The sequence below is a fragment of the Intestinibacillus massiliensis genome, from assembly GCF_900155735.1.
Taxonomy (GTDB): domain Bacteria; phylum Bacillota; class Clostridia; order Oscillospirales; family Butyricicoccaceae; genus Intestinibacillus; species Intestinibacillus massiliensis.
Map to the genome: position 1 here is coordinate 124,160 of NZ_LT707050.1, position 22,318 is coordinate 146,477.

At 58.7% G+C, this 22,318-nt stretch carries 18 protein-coding genes; 4 read left to right on the forward strand and 14 right to left on the reverse strand.

The genetic code is table 11. The features are described from left to right. Positions 1-18: 18 nt before the first annotated feature. The gene (locus CZ203_RS02855; RefSeq protein ID WP_087064677.1) at positions 19-687 is read right to left on the reverse strand and encodes a TIGR03936 family radical SAM-associated protein; all 669 of its coding nucleotides are present in this window, start codon (positions 685-687) and stop codon (positions 19-21) included. Continuing rightward, on the reverse strand, positions 680-2,518 hold the full coding sequence (locus CZ203_RS02860) for a TIGR03960 family B12-binding radical SAM protein (RefSeq protein WP_087064678.1): 1,839 nt from the start codon (positions 2,516-2,518) through the stop codon (positions 680-682). The genes CZ203_RS02855 and CZ203_RS02860 overlap by 8 nt, the downstream gene beginning before the upstream one ends. A 220-nt stretch (positions 2,519-2,738) precedes the next feature. On the opposite strand from CZ203_RS02860, the gene CZ203_RS02865 reads away from it, so the two are divergent. Then, positions 2,739-4,115, forward strand: coding sequence for a glutamate synthase-related protein (locus CZ203_RS02865; RefSeq protein WP_087064679.1), 1,377 nt, complete (start codon positions 2,739-2,741; stop codon positions 4,113-4,115). A 244-nt stretch (positions 4,116-4,359) separates the two neighbouring features. Further along, positions 4,360-5,220: a nitroreductase family protein gene (locus tag CZ203_RS02870; protein ID WP_159456331.1), complete on the forward strand. Its 861-nt coding sequence runs from the start codon at positions 4,360-4,362 to the stop codon at positions 5,218-5,220. Positions 5,221-5,314: 94 nt separating this feature from the next. Here CZ203_RS02870 and CZ203_RS02875 read toward each other — a convergent pair whose 3' ends face one another. Beyond that, on the reverse strand, positions 5,315-5,896 hold the full coding sequence (locus tag CZ203_RS02875; protein ID WP_087064681.1) for a TetR/AcrR family transcriptional regulator: 582 nt from the start codon (positions 5,894-5,896) through the stop codon (positions 5,315-5,317). Between the two features lie 180 nt (positions 5,897-6,076). Here CZ203_RS02875 and CZ203_RS02880 point away from each other — a divergent pair, with 180 nt between their 5' ends. Next, the gene (locus CZ203_RS02880; protein ID WP_087064682.1) at positions 6,077-8,356 is read left to right on the forward strand and encodes an efflux RND transporter permease subunit; all 2,280 of its coding nucleotides are present in this window, start codon (positions 6,077-6,079) and stop codon (positions 8,354-8,356) included. Then, positions 8,319-10,703 carry a hypothetical protein gene (locus CZ203_RS02885; RefSeq protein ID WP_087064683.1) on the forward strand — a complete coding sequence of 795 codons (2,385 nt, stop codon included), beginning with the start codon at positions 8,319-8,321 and terminating at the stop codon, positions 10,701-10,703. Before CZ203_RS02880 ends, CZ203_RS02885 begins: the two co-directional genes overlap by 38 nt. Before the next feature lie 131 nt (positions 10,704-10,834). Here the strand turns inward: CZ203_RS02885 and CZ203_RS02890 are convergent, their stop codons facing one another. From CZ203_RS02890 to CZ203_RS02940, 11 genes are all read right to left on the reverse strand, one after another. Then, positions 10,835-11,158, reverse strand: coding sequence for an SCP2 sterol-binding domain-containing protein (locus CZ203_RS02890; protein ID WP_087064684.1), 324 nt, complete (start codon positions 11,156-11,158; stop codon positions 10,835-10,837). A 96-nt stretch (positions 11,159-11,254) separates the two neighbouring features. Then, the gene (locus CZ203_RS02895; RefSeq protein WP_087064685.1) at positions 11,255-11,650 is read right to left on the reverse strand and encodes a zinc ribbon domain-containing protein; all 396 of its coding nucleotides are present in this window, start codon (positions 11,648-11,650) and stop codon (positions 11,255-11,257) included. A gap of 43 nt (positions 11,651-11,693) precedes the next feature. After that, positions 11,694-12,470: a fumarylacetoacetate hydrolase family protein gene (locus tag CZ203_RS02900; RefSeq protein ID WP_087064686.1), complete on the reverse strand. Its 777-nt coding sequence runs from the start codon at positions 12,468-12,470 to the stop codon at positions 11,694-11,696. A gap of 1 nt (position 12,471) precedes the next feature. Then, the gene (gene yihA / locus CZ203_RS02905; protein ID WP_087064687.1) at positions 12,472-13,059 is read right to left on the reverse strand and encodes a ribosome biogenesis GTP-binding protein YihA/YsxC; all 588 of its coding nucleotides are present in this window, start codon (positions 13,057-13,059) and stop codon (positions 12,472-12,474) included. Between the two features lie 22 nt (positions 13,060-13,081). Then, the gene (lon, locus tag CZ203_RS02910; RefSeq protein ID WP_087064688.1) at positions 13,082-15,520 is read right to left on the reverse strand and encodes an endopeptidase La; all 2,439 of its coding nucleotides are present in this window, start codon (positions 15,518-15,520) and stop codon (positions 13,082-13,084) included. Between the two features lie 161 nt (positions 15,521-15,681). Further along, the gene (gene clpX / locus CZ203_RS02915; RefSeq protein ID WP_087064689.1) at positions 15,682-16,980 is read right to left on the reverse strand and encodes an ATP-dependent Clp protease ATP-binding subunit ClpX; all 1,299 of its coding nucleotides are present in this window, start codon (positions 16,978-16,980) and stop codon (positions 15,682-15,684) included. An 81-nt stretch (positions 16,981-17,061) separates the two neighbouring features. Further along, positions 17,062-17,646: an ATP-dependent Clp endopeptidase proteolytic subunit ClpP gene (clpP, locus tag CZ203_RS02920; RefSeq protein ID WP_087064690.1), complete on the reverse strand. Its 585-nt coding sequence runs from the start codon at positions 17,644-17,646 to the stop codon at positions 17,062-17,064. A gap of 77 nt (positions 17,647-17,723) precedes the next feature. Next, entirely contained in the window at positions 17,724-19,052 is a 1,329-nt protein-coding gene (gene tig, locus CZ203_RS02925; protein WP_087064691.1) for a trigger factor, read from the reverse strand. Between the two features lie 73 nt (positions 19,053-19,125). After that, a complete protein-coding gene (locus CZ203_RS02930; protein ID WP_087064692.1) occupies positions 19,126-19,827 on the reverse strand; it encodes a metallophosphoesterase in 702 nt (233 codons plus the stop codon). 11 nt (positions 19,828-19,838) lie between these two features. Beyond that, entirely contained in the window at positions 19,839-21,332 is a 1,494-nt protein-coding gene (thrC, locus tag CZ203_RS02935; RefSeq protein WP_087064693.1) for a threonine synthase, read from the reverse strand. A gap of 15 nt (positions 21,333-21,347) precedes the next feature. Then, a complete protein-coding gene (locus CZ203_RS02940) occupies positions 21,348-22,316 on the reverse strand; it encodes a dipeptidase (RefSeq protein ID WP_159456332.1) in 969 nt (322 codons plus the stop codon). Between the last annotated feature and the right edge of the window lie 2 nt (positions 22,317-22,318).

Genomic DNA, 22,318 nt, shown 5'->3' on the forward strand with positions numbered 1-22,318 from the left:
CCCTTGCTCCTTCTGTGTTTAGCGGAACGGCCGCATGTCTTCCGTGTACACGCAAAGCCTGTGATAGGCCGCGTCCTCAATTTTATACTGCGGCAGATACTGTTTGATTGCTTTTGTGATATATTCTGGGCTGAGGTTGTTGTTTCCCGCCGCTGTAACAGTATTTACCTTTACAGTATTTCCCTCGGTTTCAACGGTCAAACCGCGCATCAGCTCGCGCATATTGACGAGTTTTTCGCCGCGTTTGGAACGCTTGAGGATTTCCACCGTATCACGTTCAAAGAGCGCGCGCACGTCCGCTGCAAAGTCCTCCGGAACGCCCGCTGCGAAGCGGTAGGTGACGAGGTACCGGGAATATGCGATCTCCGCAACCTTCATGCCGCCGTCCGACAGCGGATAGATTTCAATGGCGCGCAGCCCTTCCGGGAACGCGCTGTTCACCGCGCCGACCGCGCCCTCCGGCACGGTCTCCGACAGCAGGTTAAAGTCCAGGAATTCGCATTCGCCGGAAAAACCTGTCGAGAGCGGCAGCGCGACCGATACGTATGCGTGCTGGTTGAAGCCCTCCGTAAACCACAGCGGCATTTGGCAGCGTGCCATCGCGCGCTGCATGGCCTGCATCAGGTCGAGGTGGGAAATGTACTTGGCGCGGCCTTCCTTGGCAAATTTCATGCGGGCCTTAAACACAGCACTTCCCCCCTTCCAGCAGCGCGTTGGCGCCGCAGCCGGCGCACTTGGTCTTGCAGTCCGGCGTGGGAACCGCGTCGCGCGAGCGCTCCCACTCGCGCTTTAAATGCGCCTTCGTCGTGCCGCAGCCGATATGGTCCCAGGGGAACAGCTCGTCGAGCGGGCGCTGGCGGGCGGAGTAAAAGAGCGGGTCGAGGCCGCAGGCAGCGAAGGCTTCCAGCCATTTGTCCAGGCTGAAAAGCTGATCCCAGCCGTCGAACACGCAGCCGTTTTTCCAGGCTGTATAGATAACCTTACCCTGGCGGCGGTCGCCGCGTGCGATCGCGCCCTCCAGCACCGAGGTCTTCGCATCGTGCCAATTGTAGGTCACGTTTTTGGTCTTCATAATCTTCTTCATATAGTCCTGCTTGCCTGCCAGCATGGGCAGGGTGTTCTGCGCGTCCCACTGGAACGGCGTCTGCGGCTTGGGCACAAAGCACGAAGCCGAAGCCGTCACCTTGACGCCGCGCGCGCGGTTGGCTGTGGTCATGCGCCAGGTATAGGCGACCTTTTTGCAAATTTCCGCGATGCCGTCGAGATCCTCCGAGGTCTCGGTCGGCAGGCCGATCATGAAATACAGCTTAATATTGTTCCAGCCGCCGCGGAACGCGATTTCGCAGGCGTTCAGCAGGTCTTCTTCCTCGAGGTTTTTATTGATGACGTCGCGCAGGCGTTTGCTGCCCGCCTCCATCGCAAAGGTCAGCCCGCTTTTGCGCACCTTTTGCACGCGCTCCATCAGCTCCACGTTAAAGCTGTCCGCGCGCAGGGACGGCAGCGAAAGGCTGATATGGTTCGGCTCGCAGTAATTGAGCATGCTGTCCGTCAGCTCGCTCAAACATCCGTAATCGCTCGTGGACAGCGACGAAAGCGAGATCTCCTCGTAGCCGGAGTGCTTCAGGATGGCTTCCGCCTGCTTTTGCAGCACCTCGGGCGATTTGGTGCGCAGCGGGCGGTATGTATGGCCCGCCTGGCAGAAGCGGCAGCCGCGCGGGCAGCCGCGGAACAGCTCGATCATCGCGCGGTCAAACACAATATCGGTCGAGGGGACGACAAAATAATCCGGATAATACATCGTATCCAGATCCTTGACGATACGCTTCTGTACGAATGCGGGCGCGCCGTCGCGCGGCTCGACCGCCGCGATCGTGCCGTCGCCATGGTAAGAGACCTCGTACAGCGTCGGGGCGTACATGCCCGGGATATGCGCGGCCTTTTTCAGGAAATCGTGTTTCGACCAGCCGCCGCGCACCGCTTCCCGGAACAGCGTCGTCAGGTCGAGCATAATCTCTTCGCCGTCGCCGATCATGAAAAGGTCGACAAAGTCGCAAAGCGGTTCCGGGTTATAGGCGCACGGCCCACCCGCCACGACGAGGTTTTTAAGCCCCCCGCGCTCGGCTGCAAGCACCGGTACGCCGCCCAGATCCAGCATGTTAAGGATGTTGGTAAACGACAGCTCATATTGCAGTGTAAACCCGATGATATCAAACTGATGCAGCGGGTCGCCGCTCTCCAGCCCGTAAAGCGCGATATCCGCCTCCCGCATCTCCTTTTCCATATCCACCCACGGGGCGAACACCCGCTCGCACCAGACGCCTTCCTGGTCGTTGAGCAGGCCATACAGGATGCGGGAACCGAGGTGGGACATGCCGACCTCGTATACGTCCGGGAAGCAGAACGCAAACCGCAGGTCCACCGCCCCTTTATCTTTTATGACGGAACCCCACTCGCCGCCCACGTAACGCGCGGGTTTTTGGACATTGGGCAGGATCCGTTCCAATTTCGAATGCAGCATGACATTCCTCCTGATTCTTATACCGAATTATTATACCATAAAAAACGTTTGATTGACACGATAAATTTTGTTCCCGATACAAAAAGCAAGCCCTGTGCGGGATGCGGCGTTCCTCCCCGGATATGGAAAATAAGCACAAACCATCATTTGTTTTTATAGTGCTTCTTGTGCAGGTATGATATAATGGATGCACAACAGGTACTAATAGGAGGCGAAGTAAATGGCAAAATACAAATGCTCGGTCTGCGGTTATGTATTTGACGACGCGCGCGCGCCGTTTGACAGCCTGGAGCGCTGCCCGATTTGCGGGCATCCCCGCGATGTCTTCCAGCGGCAGGACGAGCCGGGGACGGCCGCCCCGGTCTCGGAGGATGGGCTTATATACGACGGCGCCTATGCCCGACGCGACCCCGATTGCCGGCATATGGACAGCATCCATGAAATGGCGCAGACCGGCCGGCCGATCATCGCAGCGATGGGGACGCAGCTCCCGGTGCCGGGGTGGGACGATATCCTGCTGCTCGGCGCACAGCTCAATCCCCTCCCGCTTGACGAGCATGCGCCCGTCAGCACGCGCACCGTGATCGGCAAGCACGCCAAGCAGCCGATGGTGCTTGAAAGCCCGGTTTATATCTCGCATATGTCGTTCGGCGCGCTGTCAAAGGAAGTCAAAATCGCACTGGCGAAAGGCAGCGCCATGGCCAAAACCGCGATGTGCAGCGGCGAGGGCGGTATCCTGCCAGAAGAGCGCGACGCGGCCTACAAATATATTTTTGAGTATGTGCCCAACCTGTACAGCGTGACGCCGGGAAACCTGCGCCGTGCGGACGCGATCGAAATCAAGATCGGCCAGGGCACCAAGCCCGGCATGGGCGGCCATCTCCCCGGCGGCAAGGTCACGCCGGAAATCGCGGCGATCCGCGGCAAGCCGCTGGGGCAGGACGTCATCAGCCCTTCCCGCTTCCCCGGCGTGGACAGCAAGGAAGATTTGCGCAACCTGGTGACCCAGCTCCGCTATGCCTCCGAAGGCCGCCCGATCGGCATCAAAATCGCGGCGGGCAGGATTGAGAAGGATCTCGAATACTGCGTCTTCGCGGAACCCGACTTTATCACGATCGACGGGCGCGGCGGCGCGACGGGCGCAAGCCCCCAGCTTGTCCGGGACGCGACGAGCGTGCCCACCATCTATGCGCTGCACCGCGCGAAGAAATACCTGCGCGAACGCGGCGCCCCGATCGACCTTGTGATCACGGGCGGCCTGCGCGTGTCCCCGGATTTCGCCAAAGCGCTCGCCATGGGCGCGGACGCGGTCGCGATCGCTTCCGCCGCCCTGATCGCCGCAGCCTGCCAGCAATACCGCATCTGCGGCACTGGCAAGTGCCCCGTCGGCGTTGCAACGCAGGACCCCGCGTTGCGGGCGCGCCTCAAAATCGACCAGAGCGCCCAGCGTGTGGCGAATTTCCTGAATTGCTCGAACGAGGAACTGAAGACCTTCGCCCGCATCACGGCGCATGACGATGTGCACGCCCTGTCGGTGGACGACCTGTGCACGGTATCGGACGAGATCGCAAACCATACCGATATCCCGCACGCTTGACTGAGCCGTATACATACCCCACCGCTCGCTGGGTATCCTAAGGTATATGCGTCCCCACGGCTACAGGTATTTTGCAAGCCATGTATTGACAGCCTGCGGGGGCTGTGCTAGTCTGTGAATATAAAAACAGCACACGCAATCTCCCCCGCGGTTTATCCAAAGGGAACCCCCTTTCATAATGTTAGCCCCATATAGTATGGCCTGCCCTCCCGGCAGGCGGCGTTTGACGAAAAGGAGTGATTTTATGGATTACAGCGCAATGTCACAGGTCCGCAAATCGGTCAGGGCCTTTTGGGATACCCCCGTCCCCGCACTGACAGTGGATGAAATTGAAACGTATTTTGGCCGCTGCAAACGGCTCGTCCCTTCCATTGACGTACAGATGCGCATTTTTGAGCGCGATGTGAAAGAAAAGCTGGAAGGCACCGCCGGCTACCAGGGCTTTATGATCGGCGCGCCTTGCTATATGGTGATCCTGTCCGACGAAGCCGACCATTATATTGAAAATGCAGGCTTTATTGCTGAGGACATGATCCTCAAAATGACGGAACTGGAACTGAGTAGCTGCTGGATCACCTTCAGCGACGGCGAAGAGGTCAAAAAGGCGCTGGGCATCGAATCGGGCAAGCGCATCGGCGCGATCGTCGCATTCGGCTACGGCCAGCGCACCTCGAAGAAAATCCGCCTCAACATCAAGAGCATGTCGAATATCGATATCAATGTGGAGCGCGAGTACTACTCCCCCAAGCTCAGCATCGACGAGCTGGTGCACATCCAGAAATGGGGCGGCAAATCCACGATCGAGGATATTGGCGACACGGACAGCGCTCTCTGGCGGGCGCTCTATGCGGCCAGCCTGTCCCCGAGCTATCTGAACCGCCAGCCTTACGGCTTTATCCTCGACAACGGCAAGGTCATCCTGGTCGTCAAAAAGGACGAGCACACGGACGAAGTCAACGAGAAGCTCAACATCGGCATTGTGATGCTGCATTTTTCGGGCGTGATCTCCCAAATGCTGTTCAACGTGGACTGGCATTGGGGCGCGCCGGAGCAGGATCTCGGCCTGCCGGCGGACTGCAGCGCAGTCGCCTATTGCCTGGTCTGACGCCGCTGGGCGCAGGCCGGTAAAACAATAAGAAACGGGAGGGACGCCCCAAAGGGTGTCCCTCCCGTTTCTTATTTTCTCTCACAAACCGTCCTTATATGGGCAGCAGGCTGCCGGCCGCGCCCGCGATCAGGCGCTCGGAGCGCAGGACTAGCGCCTGTTTTTCCATCCGCATCCCTGTATCAAGCCAGCGTTTGATCAGTCCGATCATCCCATAGGTCACAAAGCTGAAAAAACAGCCAAGCGCCTCGTCCGTAGCCGCGGGATAGCCCGTGTGGATCAGGTCGGTGCCGCTTTCGCGGATAAGCTGCTGGAACTTCGTCGTAAAGTCGGTCGAGGCGCGGTTCTGGAACAGGCTGCGGCAAATCTCGGCATTCGCCGCAATATAATCGGTAATAGAGGTCAGCAGCCCGTGCAGGTTTTGCAGGTTGCCGCTCGCGCGGTAAGCATCCAGCATCTGCTGGAAATCCAGCAGCGTTTCATTTTCCAGGCGTTCGAGCAGGTCGTAGATGCCCGTATAGTGCATATAAAAGGTGCCGCGGTTGATATCGACCCGGTCGGTGATGTCCTTGACCGTGATATCCTTAAAGTCCTTTTCCTGCATCAGTTCCGCCAGCCCTTGCTTCAGCATGCGGTGGGTGCGCCGCACGCGCCTGTCCTCCCTTGGCTCCGTCATCCCTCTCGCCTCCCCGCTTTCACAACATGTCAAATTGCCTTTCACAATATTAGACAATTCGCTGTATTCCTTATCAGTATGGGAAAATATTTTGTGTAAACCGCTTGCATTCTTCCTTGTAAGGTATTATAATCCAAACAAAGAAGAAAATCAACACATTATCGGATAACGGAGGAAAAGATGAAAAACAAAGTCTTTGACCGTTTACTGACAGTTGCCGTAAAAAAGCGTAAATGGATCGAAAAAATATTCTTTATATTGACGATCGCCTGCCTGCTTTGTTATCCGTTCGTTGGTGTAAATTATGATTTAAGTGAATATTTGCCCGAATCCGCGCCAACCCGCCAGGCGCTGGACGTCATGGAGCGCGAGTTCGGCTATCCCGGCATGGCGCGCATCATGGTGAAGGATGTGTCGATGTCCGAGGCCAAGCAGCTCCGCAAAAAAATATCCAAGGTCGAGGGCGTGGATCTCGTCGTCGGGCCGGACGCCATGACCGACGTGTACATGGGCGAAGGGTTCGTCCAGAACGACCTGACCGATGAATTCTACAAGGACGGCAACGCGGTCTTTGAAATCATGTTCAAGGGCGGCGATTCCGACAAGGAGACCCATCAGGCGCTGGACGAAATCTATGAAATCACCGGTGACAGCCGCAGCTGCTTTTCCGGCAGCGCGGTGTCCAGCAAATCCCGCCAGGAGACGATCACACGTGAAATCGCGATCGCAATGGTTATTTCCATCGTCATCATCTTCGCGATCCTGACGCTCACGACGACTTCATGGTTTGAGCCGATCCTGTTTATTTCCATCATGCTCGTCGCAATCATCCTCAATATGGGTTCCAACCTGATGTTTGGGTCGATCTCCTTTTTCACGTTCTCCACCGCGGCAATCCTGCAGCTTGCGGTTTCCATGGACTACTCCATCTTCCTGCTGCACACCTTTACCGCGTATAAGCAGCAGGGCATCCCGCTGGAACAGGCCATGGTACTGGCGTTGCGGGAAGCGTGCAAATCCATCCTGGCCAGCGGCGCGACCACGATCGTGGGCTTCCTTGCGATCGCGCTGATGGAATTTTCCATCGGCAAAGACGTGGGATTCGTGCTGACCAAGGGCATCCTGTGTTCGCTTGCGTCCGTGCTGCTGCTCATGCCGGCGCTTATCCTACGCTTCAACGGCAAAATTGAAAAAACGGCGCACCGGCCGTTCCTTCCGAAGTTCGACAAATTTTCCCGCGCCATGCATAAGATCCGCTGGCCGGTACTTGTCTTTGCGCTGCTCATGGCGGTGCCCTGTTACTTCGGGCAGGGGCTGAACGCCTTTTACTACGGCGACGAAGCGCTCGGCGCCGGCCCCGGCACACGCTACCACGAGGATACGCAGCAGATTGATGCGGTGTTCGGCAAATCAAACGTCGTGCTGGCGATCGTCCCGCGGCAATCCAACGTACGCGAGCATGCGCTTACCACCGCGCTCGGCGACCTCGATTTTACGAACTATGCGCTTTCGCTGGCCGGCGTCCTGCCCAAGGGCATCCCGGAGGATTTCCTCCCGCCCGACCTGGTGGAAAAGCTACATACCGACCAGTATGCCCGCGTGCTGATCTCCATGAAGACCGCGCAGGAAAGCGCCTACGCCTTCGATTGCAATCAAAAGCTGACCGACGTTGTAAAGCGGTACTACCCCGAGGACTCCTATGTCATCGGCATGACCGCCACGACGATCGACATCCGCGACATCCTGACGCACGACTACAACCGGGTATCCATCCTGTCGCTGATCGGCGTCGCCATCGTGGTGCTCCTGACCTTCCGCTCCGTGCTCGTGCCGGTGTTCGTCATCATCCCGATCGAAATCGCGATTTACCTCAATATGACGATCCCGTACCTGATTGGCGACAGCATGGTCTATATCGGCTACATTATTGTCAGCTGCCTACAGCTGGGCGCGACCATCGACTATTCCATCCTGATGACGAACAACTATCTGGATGCGCGCAAAACCTACGAACGGCATGAAGCCGCCGAACGGGCGATCAGCCGCAGCGCGCTGTCGATCCTCACATCCGGCTCGATCCTCACGGTGGTCGGCTACCTGCTGTACTTCACCTCCTCCATCCAAGCGATCTCCCAGGTCGGCCGGCTGGTGGGGCGCGGCGCACTACTGTCCATGCTGCTTGTACTGTCGCTGCTCCCGGCGCTGCTCAGTGCGTTCGACCAGCAGATCCACCGGCAGCAGAACCGCCGCACGATCCGCCGCGCGAAGCACCGCAAACGCCTGGATGACCTGCAGGTGCCGGAAGGGAACACCGGGATGCACCTTCCGAAGCTTGGCGAGCTGCACAAGCTGCCAAAGCTTCCCGATTTGGCAAAACAAGCGGAAAAGAAGCATCATGACGAATCGAAAGGAGGCCTTTCGCGTGAAACCAAGGAAGAGGACGCCGTCGGCAAGAAGTAATGCCGCAAAGCGTATCGCGGCTTCGGCGCTAGCGGTATGCGTATCGCTTTCGCCGTTCCTGTCGGCAGCAGGCGCGCTCGAACCCTCCCATTCCGAGGCGCTTTATGTGACGCTTTCGCCGGACGGCACGCCGCAGGAGAGCAGCATCGTCAAGACCTACCTGCGCAACGGCGCCGACTCGGTCACCGATTACGGCGACTACGATGAGATTATCAATATGACGGATTATACCGAGCCTGACCGCGGCGACGGCTCCGTGACCTTCCACTTTACGGACGATACGCCCGCGCGCTTTTACTTCGAGGGCAAGACGTCCGCGCCGGTATCCGGGTTGCCCTGGTCGCTCAAAATCGGCTATAAGCTTAACGGCGTACCCAAAGAGGCGGCGGAGCTTGCAGGCCAGCAAGGGCTGGTGGAAATCACGGTCGACGCAACCCCGAACCCGGGCGCAGACCCCTATTTCCGGAACAATATGATCCTGCAGGCGGCTACCATCATTGATGCGGACGACGCGCTTTCCATCGAAGCGCCGGGCGCGCAAGTACAGTCGATCGGCAGCATGACCGCCGTCGTCTTTATGGCGCTGCCTGGGGAAACGCAGACCTTTACGCTGCGCATCGGTTCAGACGATTTTTCCTTCAGCGGCCTGTATTTCCTGATGGTGCCCGCCACCCTCTCGCAGCTTGACCAGATTGCCGACCTGCGCGAGGTCAAGGATAAGGTGGAGGATTCCGGGGAAGCGATCAACGACAGCCTGGATGTACTGCTCAGCACGATGGGCGCCATGCAGGGCAGCCTGTACGCCACGTCTTACGGCCTGGACGCGCTCGACCAGGCGCGCCGCATCATCGCATCCGGCAAAGGCGGGGTATACGATAGCGCGGACAGCGCGCTGGCCAGCCTGGATGCGGTCAACGCCGCGCTCGAACCGGTAAACGGCCACCTGTCCGTGGCGCAGAATGCGCTGGACGATACCAAAAAACAGATGGACGCAATGGTGCAAACAGCGCTCGGCCTAAAAAGCCAGTTATCCGATACGCGGCATAGTATTGAAAAGACGCAGAAGGATGTAGAAAAGCTGCAGGATATGCTCAAAGATCTCAAGAAGCAGGACGGCTACCGCAAGGACGTGGCGGACGACCTCGGCGACGACCTGCGCGTCCTCGGCGACCAGTTCGACGTGCTGAGCTGGAGCCTTGACAGCCTGCGAAAATACCTCGGCAGCCCGCCGGAAATCTCCGACGTGGGCAGCGTCAACCTGGATGACCTCGTCGTAGATGGCCAGACCGTCGGCCAGATCAAAATTGCCGTCGCGGCGCTCCAGCAGGCCTATGCGCAGGCTTATGCACAGGCACAGGCGCAGGCCGGCGATGCCTTTGATGAAACCGCGTTTAACGCAGGGTTTGCCGATTCGCTTTCCCCGGAACAGAAAAAGCTATGGGGTATGATGCAGGACGGTTCCCTGGAGCAGCAGCTCAAGGACGCGCAGGAACAGGTCGGCACGGTCAACGGCGTGATCGGGGGCGTAAACTCCAAGCTTGACGAGGTCAACGGCATTGTCGGCGACCTGTACGGCCCGCTTGCCAGCGTGGTATCCAGCCTCAGCAACGTCTGTGAACTGCTTGGGCAGGACGACAAGCACAGCATCACCCAGCGGCTCTGGGAGCTGAACGACACGCTGAACAGCTATCTGGATGTTGTGGCGAAGTACAACGGCGATATTTCCGACCTTGCCGGCCAGCTGAACGAAATGGGCACGGTCGCCTCGCAGGTTACGGACATTGCAGACGACCTGCTCGACCAGCTCGACGGCCTGGATAAAATCCTGAACGATTACGAGCCGGACGCACAGCAGGCGCTGGAGGATGCAAAAACCTTCACAGACGCGGCCAGGGGCGGTATCACCGATGCAACCGCATTCCTGACACGCTTCCGCGACCTGTTGGAAAAGGGCGGCAAGCAGCTCAACACCGGCACGGAAAAAACGCTGGACGGCCTGATCGACGCCCTCAACCAAGCGGCCGACGGGCTTGGGCAGACCGGCGTGATCCAAAATGCGAAGGATACGGTCAAGGATTTGATCGACGACGAATGGGATAGCCATACCGGCGAAGACAACAACCTTCTCAATATGGATGCGGGAGCAACCCCGATCTCTTTTACCTCCGCGCGGAACCCCGCCCCCACCAGCCTGCAAGTCATCCTGCGCACGGACGCCATCAAGGTGGACGACGACAAGGATGCGGTATCCCGGGACGAGGACTTCCATGCGGAAGGCAATTTCCTGACGCGGCTGGGCAATGTCCTCAAGGAAATCTGGCGCGCCATTTGCAGCCTGTTTGATTGATGGTAAGGCACATTAAAAAAGCCCCCGGATGCAAATGACTGCATCCGGGGGCTTTTTATAAGTCGTCAATTTAACGCAAAAGACAAGGGAGGCCGCCGTAACCCAGCGCCTCCCTTACTGGCTATTTGAAATTATTGCTGCAACAGCGTATCGAGCAGAAGCACCTTATCGATGTTGCCCTCCACCTTCATCTTGCTTTCCGCGATGGCCACGGAAGCCTTGAGCTTGCCGCTCAGGATTTTATCCAGGTTGGTCATCGTCACGGAAATAGCGGCATCCTTATCAATGTATTCATAAGGCATCACGGAGAGCACGCCATCCAGAATCTCAATATAAAAGACGCCACCGACCTTGCCGGTTAAATTAACCTGTACGGCCAGCTTGCCTTCCGTACCGCTAAAATCCTTATTGTTAAGCTTGGTGTAGACCTTGTCCATAATTTGCTCAACCGTCATGTTCTAAGCTCCTCTCATGATGACTCATGGTGTTTTCTTTATTATCGCGCAGTTGGCAGGAAATTGCAATGCCTTTTGAAGTTTTTTTTACCAATTCTACGACTTTGTCGTGAATTGATGCCTGCATTTCGGGCATGTGACATGAATCTTCCCTTTTCCGCGCGGCACACGCAGGGTCGCTTTGCAAGATGGGCACTTCAGGTACTTGTGGAATTTCCGGTCCTGGAACTGTGCGGACTTATTGCGGAACTTCGCGGACAGCGGTCCCCAGAACTTCAAAAATTTCTGGTTTTCCGCATAGCGCGCCTGGATGTTCCGCGAAAACATACGGAAATAACACAGGAGCAGCAGCGCCAAACCGAACAGCATAAAAATCCGCCATCTGGTCAGCCAATTGAGCACAACCAGAAGCAGGCACAAAACCAAAAACGCATTGTTGAGCTGATCGCCGCCATAGCGGCCAACCATCAGCCTGCGCAGCCAATTAAGCATATGATTCCCTTCTCAACCTACTATTGCTGTCTTATCCCGGCGGTTACGCCCGGACGTCCCCCTTGCGGCGGCCGACCGTATTCCGAAGCACGCCGATTCCCGGGATCTCAATTTCCACCGTGTCGCCGATCTGCATCGCGCCGATCCCTGCGGGCGTGCCGGTCGAAACGATATCGCCCGGCTCCAGCGTCATGCATTCGGTGATGTAGGCGAGCAGCGCCGGGATATCCCACAGGAACTGCTTCGTATCCCCCTGCTGGCGCACCTCGCCGTTCAGCCTCGTGATCACCGGCACGTCCCAGTAATTGAGGTCGCTCTCGATGCAAGGCCCGATCGGCGCGAAGCCGTCGTAGCTTTTGGCGCGCGTCCACTGCCCGTCCTTCTGCTGCACGTCGCGGGCGGTCACGTCGTTTAAGATGGTGAAGCCGCAGATATAACGGTCGGCATTCTGGGGCTTGATGCGCGTTGCGGTGCGGCCGATCACGACCGCCAGCTCGCCCTCATAGTCCAGCCGTCCCACCGTGTTCGGATACGGGATCTCGGCTTCCGGGTCGTTGACGCAGGTCGAGGGCTTAAGGAACAGGATCGGTTGATCCGGCACCTCCATGCCCAGTTCCGCCGCGTGGTCCGCGTAATTCTTGCCCACGCACACGATCTTCCCCGGCGCCGCCGGCGCACGGAATTTGGCCTTCGACGCCTTGAGCTCAGTGCCGAGATAGCTCCAGCCCTCATAGGGCGCGCCGTCGATCAGGCGGACATACTTGCCCTCCAGCACGCCCCACTGGTATTCGTCGTCCAGAAGAATCCTTACAAATTTCATGTCATTCCCCTACCTGCGTCAAAATCTTTTCCAGCACCTCGTCCCGGCCGTCGCCCTTCTCAGCGGAAAACGGCACGACCGCGACCTCTTCGGGCAGCATGAGCGTCTGGCGGATAAGCCGTAAGCTGGCTTCGCGCTCGCTCTTTTTTATTTTGTCGAGCTTGTTTGCGATGACGGTAAACGGCACGCCGGTACCCAGGAACCAGTCGGTCATGACCTTATCCTCCGCCGTGGGCTTGTGGCGGATATCGACGATCTGGAACCCCATAGTGATGCCCGCGTCCGCAAAATACTCCTCAATCAGCTCGCCCCAGCGCTGTTTCTCCGCCTTGGATACCTTGGCATAGCCGTAGCCCGGCAGGTCGACAAAGTAGGCGCGTTCATCGATCATAAAGAAGTTGATGTGTACGGTCTTGCCCGGCTGCCCGCCGACGCGCGCGAAGTTCTTGCGGTTCAGCAGCCGGTTGATGACCGACGATTTACCGACGTTTGATTTGCCTGCAAATACAATCTGCGGCAGCCCGTCGTGCGGGCAATCGTCCATTTTTACGGCGGATCGGATAAACTCCGCCCGGTGCAAATTCAGCATGTTCACCTTTTGTCTTTCATTCTTATTGTCGGATGGCGGTCGCCGCCGGGGCGGTCGCCTGTGGGATGGGCAGCGCATCCTTTTCCCCCTGCCCCGCCGGTTCCAGTTTCTTGGCCGCGCGGCGCGAGAAATCAATTGCGTGCTCCATGACGGTATCCATGTGCTCGGCAAGGATAAATTTGACGTTGTCGCGCACGACCGGTTCGATCTCCTGCAGGTCGGATTCGTTTTCCTTGGGGATGATGACGGTTTTCATCTTTGCGCGGTACGCCGCCATCGTCTTTTCGCGCAGGCCGCCGATCGGCAGCACACGGCCGCGCAGCGTGACCTCGCCGGTCATCGCGACGTTGCCGTACACCGGCGCGTCAGTCAGCGCGGACACGATCGCCGTCGCCATGGTGATGCCTGCGGAGGGGCCGTCCTTAGGGATCGCCGCCTCGGGGAAGTGGATATGCAGGTCGGTATTCTTATAGAACATCGGGTCGATATCCAGCGTCCGCGCGCGCGACCGCACATAGGTGACCGCCGCCTGGGCGCTTTCCTTCATCACCGTGCCGAGGTTGCCGGTGATTTCGATCTTGCCGGTGCCCTCGATGGCCGAAACCTCGACCTGCAGCATCTCGCCGCCCACGCTCGTCCAGGCAAGGCCGTTTACGATGCCGACCTCGTCGCGGCCGGACACGATGTCATCCTTGTACCGCGCCACGCCGAGCACCTTTTCCATGTTTTCGGCCGTAACGGTCAGCTTTGTGGCTTCGCCGTCCGCGACCTGCTTGGCCGTGCGGCGGCACAGCTTGGCAAGCACCTGCTCCAGCGCGCGGACGCCCGCCTCGCGGGTGTAGCCCATGATGATATCATGCAGCACCGTATCATCCACGGACAGGTTTGTCTTTTTGAGGCCGTGCTTTTTCATCTGCTTCGGGAGCAGGTGCCGCTTGGCGATCTGGAGCTTTTCCTCCTCGGTATAGCTGGAAAGCTCGATGACCTCCATGCGGTCGAGCAGCGGGCGCGGCACCGTGCCGAGGTCGTTCGCCGTCGTCACGAACAGCACGTCCGACAGGTCGAACGGCAGCTCGAGATAATGGTCGCGGAACGCAAAGTTCTGCTCGCTGTCCAGCACCTCCAGCATGGCGGAAGCCGGGTCGCCCCGGAAATCGTTGCCCATCTTATCAATCTCGTCAAGCAGCATCAGCGGGTTGCGGCTGCCGGCCTGGCGCATCGCCGCCATGATACGGCCGGGCATCGCCCCGATATAGGTCTTGCGGTGGCCGCGGATATCCGCCTCATCGCGCATACCGCCAAGCGACAGGCGCACGTATTTGCGCCCCATGGACTCGGCGATTGATTTTGCAATCGAGGTTTTGCCGACGCCCGGGGGGCCGACAAGGCACAATACCTGCCCCTTGAGATCCGGCGCAAGCGCCTTCACCGCGATAAATTCAAGGATACGCTCCTTGACCTTTTCCAGGCCGTAATGGTCGCGGTCGAGCACCTTGCGGGCACGCTCGAGGTTTAGTTTGTCCTTTGTCTCCTTACCCCAGGGCAATTCAATGCAGCTATCGAGGTATGTACGGATTACCGCACCTTCCGCCGTCGCGCCGCCCATCTTCGCCATGCGGTCGACTTCACGCAGCAGCTTGTCTTCAATTTCCTGCGGCAGCTTAAGCGCCTGTACCTTTTCGCGGTACTCTTCCGCCTCCGCCGCAGCATCCTGCTCGCCCAGCTCGCTCTGGATTACCTTGATCTGCTCGCGCAGGTAATAGTCGCGCTGGTTTTTATCGATCTGGGTTTTCAGCTCGTCCTGGATTTCGTTTTCCAGCTTTAAAATTTCGACTTCGTCGGTCAGCAGCCGGATCACGCTGGTCAGTCGGCGGATCGGGTCGAGTTCCTCCAGGATATCCTGTTTGACGTCGTAATCCACCGCCATGTTCTGCGCGATAAAGTCGGCCAGGTAGCCCGGCTGTCCGCCGGAGGCGACAGTGACTACGACATCGTTGGAAACGCGCTGCGCAAGCTGCGCATATTGGTCAAACCGGTCCTGCACCGTGCGGATGAGCGCCTGTTCGCGGCGTTCCGGCGCGGTCACCGGTTCGTCGTGCAGCACCTCGACCTGCGCGAACAGGCAGGCAGGGTCGCCCTCGCCCTGGATAAACTCGTGCGCCATCGCGCGTGCGCGCCCTTCCACCAGTACGCGGATATTGTCGCCGGGCAGCCGCAGGATCTGTTTGACGATGCAGATCGTACCGACCTGGTATAGGTCGCCAGGACCCGGTTCGTCGAGCTTCAGCTCCTGCTGCGCGGTCAGGAACAGGACCTGGCCATCCTTCATCGCCGCTTCCAGCGCCTTAATCGACATGGCGCGGCCTACGTCAAAATGAATCAGCATTTCCGGGAATGCCGTCAGCCCGCGCAGCGGCAGGACAGGCAGCAGCCGGATCGCTTTTTCTTCATTATTTGGCATATTTTCAACTCCTCATGCAGGGGTTTGCTTCTTTCAAAAGCCCATTTGTTTTAGTATAGTATAATCCGACTTTTTTTGCAAGCGGAATCCTATCCCAAAATAGGCAAAAGGGGCGCGGTAAATCGGTACCGACGCCCCAAATTCCCCAATATTCAGAACTTTTAACCAGCAAATTCTGTCGGCTGCGGTTTCTCGCCGCGCTTCTTGCCGCGCACGATCTCAGGCTCCCCCGCCCTGTCGATCACAGCCTTCGTCACCCGTACCTTTTCAATGGCCTCGTCGGACGGGATTTCATACATAATGTTCGTCATCACGTCCTCCAGCACGCCGCGCAGGCCGCGCGCGCCGGTTTTGCGCTCGGTTGCGATCTGCGCCACGCGGACAAGCGCCTCGCGGTCAAACGCAAGCTCCACGCCGTCCAGCTCAAACAGCTTCTTATACTGCTTGACGAGCGCGTTTTTCGGCTCTGTCAGGATGCGCACAAGCGCTTCCTCATCCAGATTATCCAGCGCGACAATCGCGGGCAGGCGGCCGATCAGCTCAGGGATCAGGCCGTATTTCATCAGGTCATGCGGCTCGATCTGTGCGAGCAGCGCGGAAATATCCTTTTCCTCGCGGCTGTGCACCTGCGCGCCGAAACCGACCCCCTGCTTGCCCGTACGGTTCTGGATGATCTTTTCGATCCCGTCGAACGCGCCGCCGCAGATAAACAGGATGTTCGTGGTGTCGACCTGGATAAAGTCCTGGTGCGGATGCTTGCGCCCGCCCTGCGGGGGGACGTTCGCCGTCGTGCCTTCCAGCATCTTCAGCAGCGCCTGCTGTACGCCCTCACCCGAAACGTCGCGGGTGATCGAGGGGTTTTCGCTTTTGCGCGCGATCTTGTCGATCTCGTCGACATAGATGATGCCGCGCTCCGCCAGCTCGACGTCGAAATCCGCGGCCTGGATCAGGCGCAGCAGGATGTTTTCCACATCCTCGCCCACGTAACCCGCCTCGGTCAGCGTCGTCGCGTCCGCGATGGCAAACGGCACCTTGAGCGTCTTGGCCAGGGTCTGCGCAAGCAGCGTCTTGCCGGAACCGGACGGCCCCAGCATCAGGATGTTGCTCTTCTGCAGTTCCACGTCGTCGCCGCCCATGAAAATGCGCTTATAGTGGTTATAGACGGCGACGCACAGCGCCACCTTCGCCTTATCCTGCCCGATGACATATTGGTCGAGCGTCTCTTTCAGTTCCTTGGGCGTGGGCAGTTCGGTCATATCCTCCGGCGCGGCGTCCTCGTAGTCCTGTGCGGGTACGGATGGATGGTGGATGCCAAAATCCTCCTCGAGGATGCTGCTGCACACATTGATGCACTCGTCGCAGATATAAACGCCGGGGCCTGCGATCAGCTTGCGCACCTTATCCTGCGTTTTCCCGCAGAAGGAGCATTTCAGCCCTCTTGTATCGTCCTTGTTCGGCATAATTCACCTCAGAAATGGTCTGTGTTGCAAACGGACAAACCATCGGGGCGGATTTTCGCCCCGATGGTCGTCCCGGTATATTTATCTCTTATCAAATACCTTATCGATCAGGCCGTACTCTACAGCCTCCGCCGCGCCCATGAAATTATCACGGTCTGTATCGCGTTCGATAATTTCAAGCGGCTTGCCGGTGTTTTCCGCCAGGATACGGTTCAGCTTGTCGCGCGTCTTGAGGATCCAGTCCGTGTGGATCTTCATATCGGAAGCCTGCCCCTGCGCGCCGCCCATCGGCTGATGGATCATGATCTCGCTGTTCGGCAGCGCATAGCGCTTGCCCTTGGCGCCGGCCGCGAGCAGGAATGCGCCCATGGAAGCGGCCATACCGATGCAGATGGTCGATACGTCAGGCTTAATGTAATTCATCGTGTCGTAAATCGCCATACCCGCCGTAACGGAACCGCCAGGGCTGTTGATATAGAACGAAATGTCCTTATCCGGATCCTGCGCCTCCAGGTAAAGCAGCTGCGCGACCACCAGCGAGGCCGTCACGTCGTTGACTTCCTCGGACAGGATGATAATACGGTCGTTCAGCAGACGGGAGTAAATATCATACGAACGCTCGCCGCCCCTATTGGTCGGCTCGATGACCATTGGTACCAGACTCATAATACAATATCTCCTTTCGATATCTTCCAGCGTACAGAAGATATGTATCGGTATCTTCCCTTTTTATGCCCCGCGGATTACGCCTGCTCTTCAGACCCTTCCGCGTCGGCCTTCTTCTTCGCCTTCTTCTTTGCCTTTGCGGTCTCCTTGACCAGGTCGAGCGCCTTGGTCAGGCGCAGGTCGCTGCGGAGCGCGTCCGCGGCAACCGCCTTCTTGACCTTCTCGACCTCGAGGCCGTAATTTTCAGCCATCTTGCCGTACTCTTCTTCCAGCGTCGCATCGTCGATCTCGATATGCTCCTGCTCGGCGATCTTCTGCAGCGCAAGGCGTACCTTGACCTGGCGCTCCGCCTGGTCGCGGAACAGCTTACGGAAGGACGCCATGTCCATGCCGTTCATCTGGACATACTGCTCGATGCCCATGCCCTGCATCTGCATGCGGTAAGCGAAATCCTGTACGATATTGTCGGTCTGCGCCTCAAACATCGCCTCCGGGATATCCGCCTGCATGCCGCCGACCAGCGCGTCGAGGAGCTGCTCCTCAAAGTTATGGTCGACTTCCTGCTGGCGCGTCTCGGTCAGCTTGTCCTTCAGTTCCTTCTTCAGGTCGTCCAGCGTCTCGCAGCTCTCGGATACGTCCTTGGCGAACTCATCGTCGATCTTCGGCATGACGGTTTCCTGCACCGTATGCACCTTGCACTTGAATACCGCCGGCTTGCCCTTCAGTTCTTCCGCATGGTATTCCTCCGGGAAGCTGACGTTTACGTCAAGCTCGTCGCCCGCCTTAGCGCCGACAAGCTGATCCTCGAAGCCCGGGATAAAGGAGCCGGAGCCCAGGGTCAGGCTGTAGTTCTCGCCCTTGCCGCCCTCGAACGCCGCGCCGTCGACAAAGCCCTCGAAGTCGATGACGACCGTGTCGCCGTCCTTAGCCGCGCGCTCAACGGTCTCGGTGCGTGCGACGCGCTGCGCCATACGCTCCAGCTCCGCCTTGACGTCCGCAACCAGGACCTTTACCTCGTCCTTCTCCGCCGTCAGGCCCTTGTACTCGCCCAGGGTGACTTCCGGCTCGACCGGTACCTTGGCAACGAAAACGAAACCGCCCTCTTCGGGGATTTCCTTCATTTCAATATCGCCCATGCCGACCGGCTTGATGCCAGCCTCTGCAACCGCCTTATCATATGCGTCGGGATAGCAGGCGTTCACCGCGTCCTCAAAGAACACGCCTTCGCCGTACAGCTTCTCGATGAGGTGACGGGGCGCCTTGCCCTTTCGGAAGCCCGGAACGGTGATCTTGTTGCGGTTCTTTTTAAATGCAGCCTGCTTGCCGGCCTCGAGTTCATCCGCGGAAACCGCGATCGTCAGCTCGACAATGCTCTTTTCCTGCTTTTCAACGTTTTTCAGTTCCATTATAATTTTTTCCTCCTAAAATTATATCCAATCTATTCTATCAGATGATCCATAAAAATGCTATAGGTTTTTTCTACTTTTTCAGCAAAACCGGGGCAAAATCCACGTGATCGCCCGAAACCAGCGTAAATTCAATGCCGCAATGGCGGCCTTCGACCGCGTAACGCAGGCTGTCGGAATGCAGGTGCCCGTAAACGCAGCGGGACACGCCGTATCCCTGCATCAAGCCGATGATCTCATCGCAGCGGAAATTTGCGTAAATCGGCGGGTAATGCAGGAAACAGATGGTTTCCGCCGGGTTTTGCTGCTGCGCGGCCTTGAGCGAGGTTTCCAGGCGGAGCAGCTCGCGCCGGAAGATCTTCTCGTCATGGCTCTCCTTGAAATCCTCTTCAAAGAACCACCCGCGTGTGCCGCACAGCGCGGTATCCCCATAAAAGAAGCAGTTATTGAACAGGAACTCCACGTTTTCAATGCCGTTTTCCGCAAGGAATGCGTTCATTTTGCGCACGGTGTTCCACCACAGGTCGTGGTTGCCCTTGAGGATGATCTTCCGCCCCGGCAGGCCGCCCAGGAACAGGAAATCCTCCCGCGCCTCGGCAAAGTCGATGCCCCAGGAAATATCCCCGCCGATGACGACCGTATCCCCCGGCTGCACGACGGCCAGCCAGTTTTTTTCAATTTTGTCCATGTAGCCCTGCCAGCGCCCGCCGAAAATATCCATCGGCTTCTCGACGCCGTGCGACAGGTGCAGGTCCGCTATGGTATAGAGCGCCATCCCCCGCCGCCTTACAGGTCGCGCAGCAGGCCGGTCGTAGACAGGATATCATCCTTATCCACCACCATGTCGAAGCGCGGCTCCTTGCCTGCAAGCGCAGCCAGCGGCGCGGGCGCCGGTACGCCGGTCATCCCCGAAAGCTGGCCGAGCAGGCCTACGCCGTCGGTGTCCACCGTGCCGCCCAGCGCCTCGATGACGCTCTGGCAGAACTTAAACGGCGACGCGGTCGACGCGATGACGGCCGGCGTGCAGTCGCCCGTGCGGGCGCGGTAATCCTCGTACACTTTGACGGCGACGGCGGTATGCGTATCGCACAGGTAATGCTCCTGCTGGAACAGGCGGCGGATGGTTTCGGCGGTCGCGGCGTCATCCGCACAGCCCGCGTCGAATTCCGCCTCCACGCGGGCGAACAGCTCGCGCGCCAGCGTATACTTGCCGGACGAGGACAGGGACGCCATCATTTCGGCAACCGCCTTGTCATTCTGCCCGGAAACATAGAACAGTAAACGTTCCAAATTGGAAGAAATCAGGATGTCCATGGACGGCGACGCGGTCGTATAGAAATCGCGGTTGCGGTCGTAGGTGCCGCCCTTTTTGAAGAAGTCCGTCAGCACATTGTTCTGGTTGGACGCGCAGATAAACTTATTGACCGGCAGTCCCATCTGCTTGGCAAAGTACGCCGCCAGGATGTTTCCGAAATTGCCGGTCGGCACACAGACGTTGATCGGATCGCCCATCTTGACTTCGCCGCGGTTTACCAGGTCGCAATACGCGGAAATATAGTAGGCGATCTGCGGCGCAAGGCGCCCCCAGTTGATCGAGTTCGCGGACGAGAGCGTCAGCCCCTCTCGGTCCAGCTTGTCCAGGGTGCCCTTGTCGGTAAAGATACGCTTGACCGCGCTCTGCGCGTCGTCAAAATTCCCGCGGATTGCACAGACGGCGACGTTCGCGCCCTCCTGCGTGACCATTTGCAGCTTCTGGATCGTGCTGACGCCGTCGACCGGGTAGTAGACCATGATCTTGGTGCCCGGCACGTCCGCGAAGCCGTCGAGCGCGGCCTTGCCGGTGTCGCCCGAGGTCGCGACCAGGATGCAGGCCGTGCGGGTCTCGCCGGTCTTGCGCAGCGACGCCGTCAGCAGGTGGGGCAGCATCTGCAGCGCCATATCCTTGAACGCACAGGTCGGCCCGTGCCACAGCTCCAGCATGTATTTGCCGTCCGCCAGCTTTACGACCGGCGCGGTGTCCGCCCCGCCGAACTTTTCATCGGCATAGGCTTTGTCCGCGAAGCCCTTCAGCTCTTCCGCGGTGAAATCGGTCAGGTACTTGCCCAGGACAAAGGCGGCGCGCGCCTTGTAGTCCATGCCGGTAAGCGCCTGCCACTCCCCGCTGCTGAGCCGCGGGAACTCGGTCGGGCAGAACAGGCCGCCATCCGGCGCAATGCCCGTGGCGATCGCCTTGGCTGCGCTGACGCGCAGGCTTCTGTCTCGTGTGCTTACGTACTCCATTTCTATCCTCCAGGTCTATAAATTTCTATGCAAAAAAGCGGCCATATTTTCATAAAAGATGCCGTTTACAGTAGATTCCTTGTAATTGCGCCGCAAAAGCGCCTCCGCGATTAGTGGCAGGTCCGCGACGGTATCAATGCCCTGCGGCAGTACGTCGCAGCCGTCCAGGTCCGCGCCCAGCGCCAGGTGCGCTTCGCCGCCGCGCGCGCAGAAGTGTTCGATGTGGCGCACCACGTCGTCCGGGGTGCATGCGCCGCCCTCCTTGACGAAATCGCCATATATATTGATGCCGGCCATGCCGCCCGCCTGCACAAGCGCGTCGAACTGCGCGTCGGTCAGGTTGCGGAAATGGCCGCACACCGCGCGGCTGTTGGAATGGCTTGCAACAAACGGCTTGGTGCTGGTTTCCGCCACATCCCAGAAGCCCGCTTCCGACAGATGCGACACGTCCGGGAGCATGCCATAGGCATTGAGCTGCCGGATAAGCGCCTTGCCGGCCGGTTTCAGGCCGCGCCGCTGGTCGAGCTTGGCCGGCGTGCCGTAATCGTTTTCATAGTTCCATGTGATCGTGACAATGCGCACGCCCGCGTCACGGGCCTTTTCCACGGCGCCCTCATAGCACAGCAGATCCGCCCCCTCGATGCCGAGGAAGGCCGCCGCCTTGCCCTGCGCCACCGCAGCGTCAAACCCGGCCGCGGAACAGCAGGGCGTCAGCCAGTCCGCGTTCGCCGCGAATTCCTCGCGCGCGGTACGCAGCATCGTGTCCAGGCGTTTTTCCGGCGGTACATCCAGCAGGCAGCGCCGCCCGGGCGTGACCGCCGGGTAGCCCGGCTCCCGCGCGCCGCAAAAAAGCGCGAACACCTGCGCGTAATGCGTATAGCCCGCCGCCTTCGCCTTGTCGATGGCGAGGCCGTTTTCCCGCAGGTGCTTCCCGGTTTCATAGCACTCATACAGGGTGTCGCAATGCATGTCAAACAGCTTCAAAA

What these genes read in the sequence shown, in the direction of transcription:
- clpX (WP_087064689.1), bottom strand. Translation starts at nt 16,980, where the DNA reads ATGCCGAACAAGGACGATACAAGAGGGCTGAAATGCTCCTTCTGCGGG.
- CZ203_RS02900 (WP_087064686.1), bottom strand. Translation starts at nt 12,470, where the DNA reads ATGAAATTTGTAAGGATTCTTCTGGACGACGAATACCAGTGGGGCGTG.
- lon (WP_087064688.1), bottom strand. Translation starts at nt 15,520, where the DNA reads ATGCCAAATAATGAAGAAAAAGCGATCCGGCTGCTGCCTGTCCTGCCG.
- yihA (WP_087064687.1), bottom strand. Translation starts at nt 13,059, where the DNA reads ATGCTGAATTTGCACCGGGCGGAGTTTATCCGATCCGCCGTAAAAATG.
- thrC (WP_087064693.1), bottom strand. Translation starts at nt 21,332, where the DNA reads ATGGAGTACGTAAGCACACGAGACAGAAGCCTGCGCGTCAGCGCAGCC.
- clpP (WP_087064690.1), bottom strand. Translation starts at nt 17,646, where the DNA reads ATGAGTCTGGTACCAATGGTCATCGAGCCGACCAATAGGGGCGGCGAG.
- CZ203_RS02875 (WP_087064681.1), bottom strand. Translation starts at nt 5,896, where the DNA reads ATGACGGAGCCAAGGGAGGACAGGCGCGTGCGGCGCACCCACCGCATG.
- CZ203_RS02930 (WP_087064692.1), bottom strand. Translation starts at nt 19,827, where the DNA reads ATGGCGCTCTATACCATAGCGGACCTGCACCTGTCGCACGGCGTCGAG.
- CZ203_RS02890 (WP_087064684.1), bottom strand. Translation starts at nt 11,158, where the DNA reads ATGACGGTTGAGCAAATTATGGACAAGGTCTACACCAAGCTTAACAAT.
- CZ203_RS02895 (WP_087064685.1), bottom strand. Translation starts at nt 11,650, where the DNA reads ATGCTTAATTGGCTGCGCAGGCTGATGGTTGGCCGCTATGGCGGCGAT.
- CZ203_RS02870 (WP_159456331.1), top strand. Translation starts at nt 4,360, where the DNA reads ATGGATTACAGCGCAATGTCACAGGTCCGCAAATCGGTCAGGGCCTTT.
- CZ203_RS02860 (WP_087064678.1), bottom strand. Translation starts at nt 2,518, where the DNA reads ATGCTGCATTCGAAATTGGAACGGATCCTGCCCAATGTCCAAAAACCC.
- CZ203_RS02865 (WP_087064679.1), top strand. Translation starts at nt 2,739, where the DNA reads ATGGCAAAATACAAATGCTCGGTCTGCGGTTATGTATTTGACGACGCG.
- CZ203_RS02880 (WP_087064682.1), top strand. Translation starts at nt 6,077, where the DNA reads ATGAAAAACAAAGTCTTTGACCGTTTACTGACAGTTGCCGTAAAAAAG.
- tig (WP_087064691.1), bottom strand. Translation starts at nt 19,052, where the DNA reads ATGGAACTGAAAAACGTTGAAAAGCAGGAAAAGAGCATTGTCGAGCTG.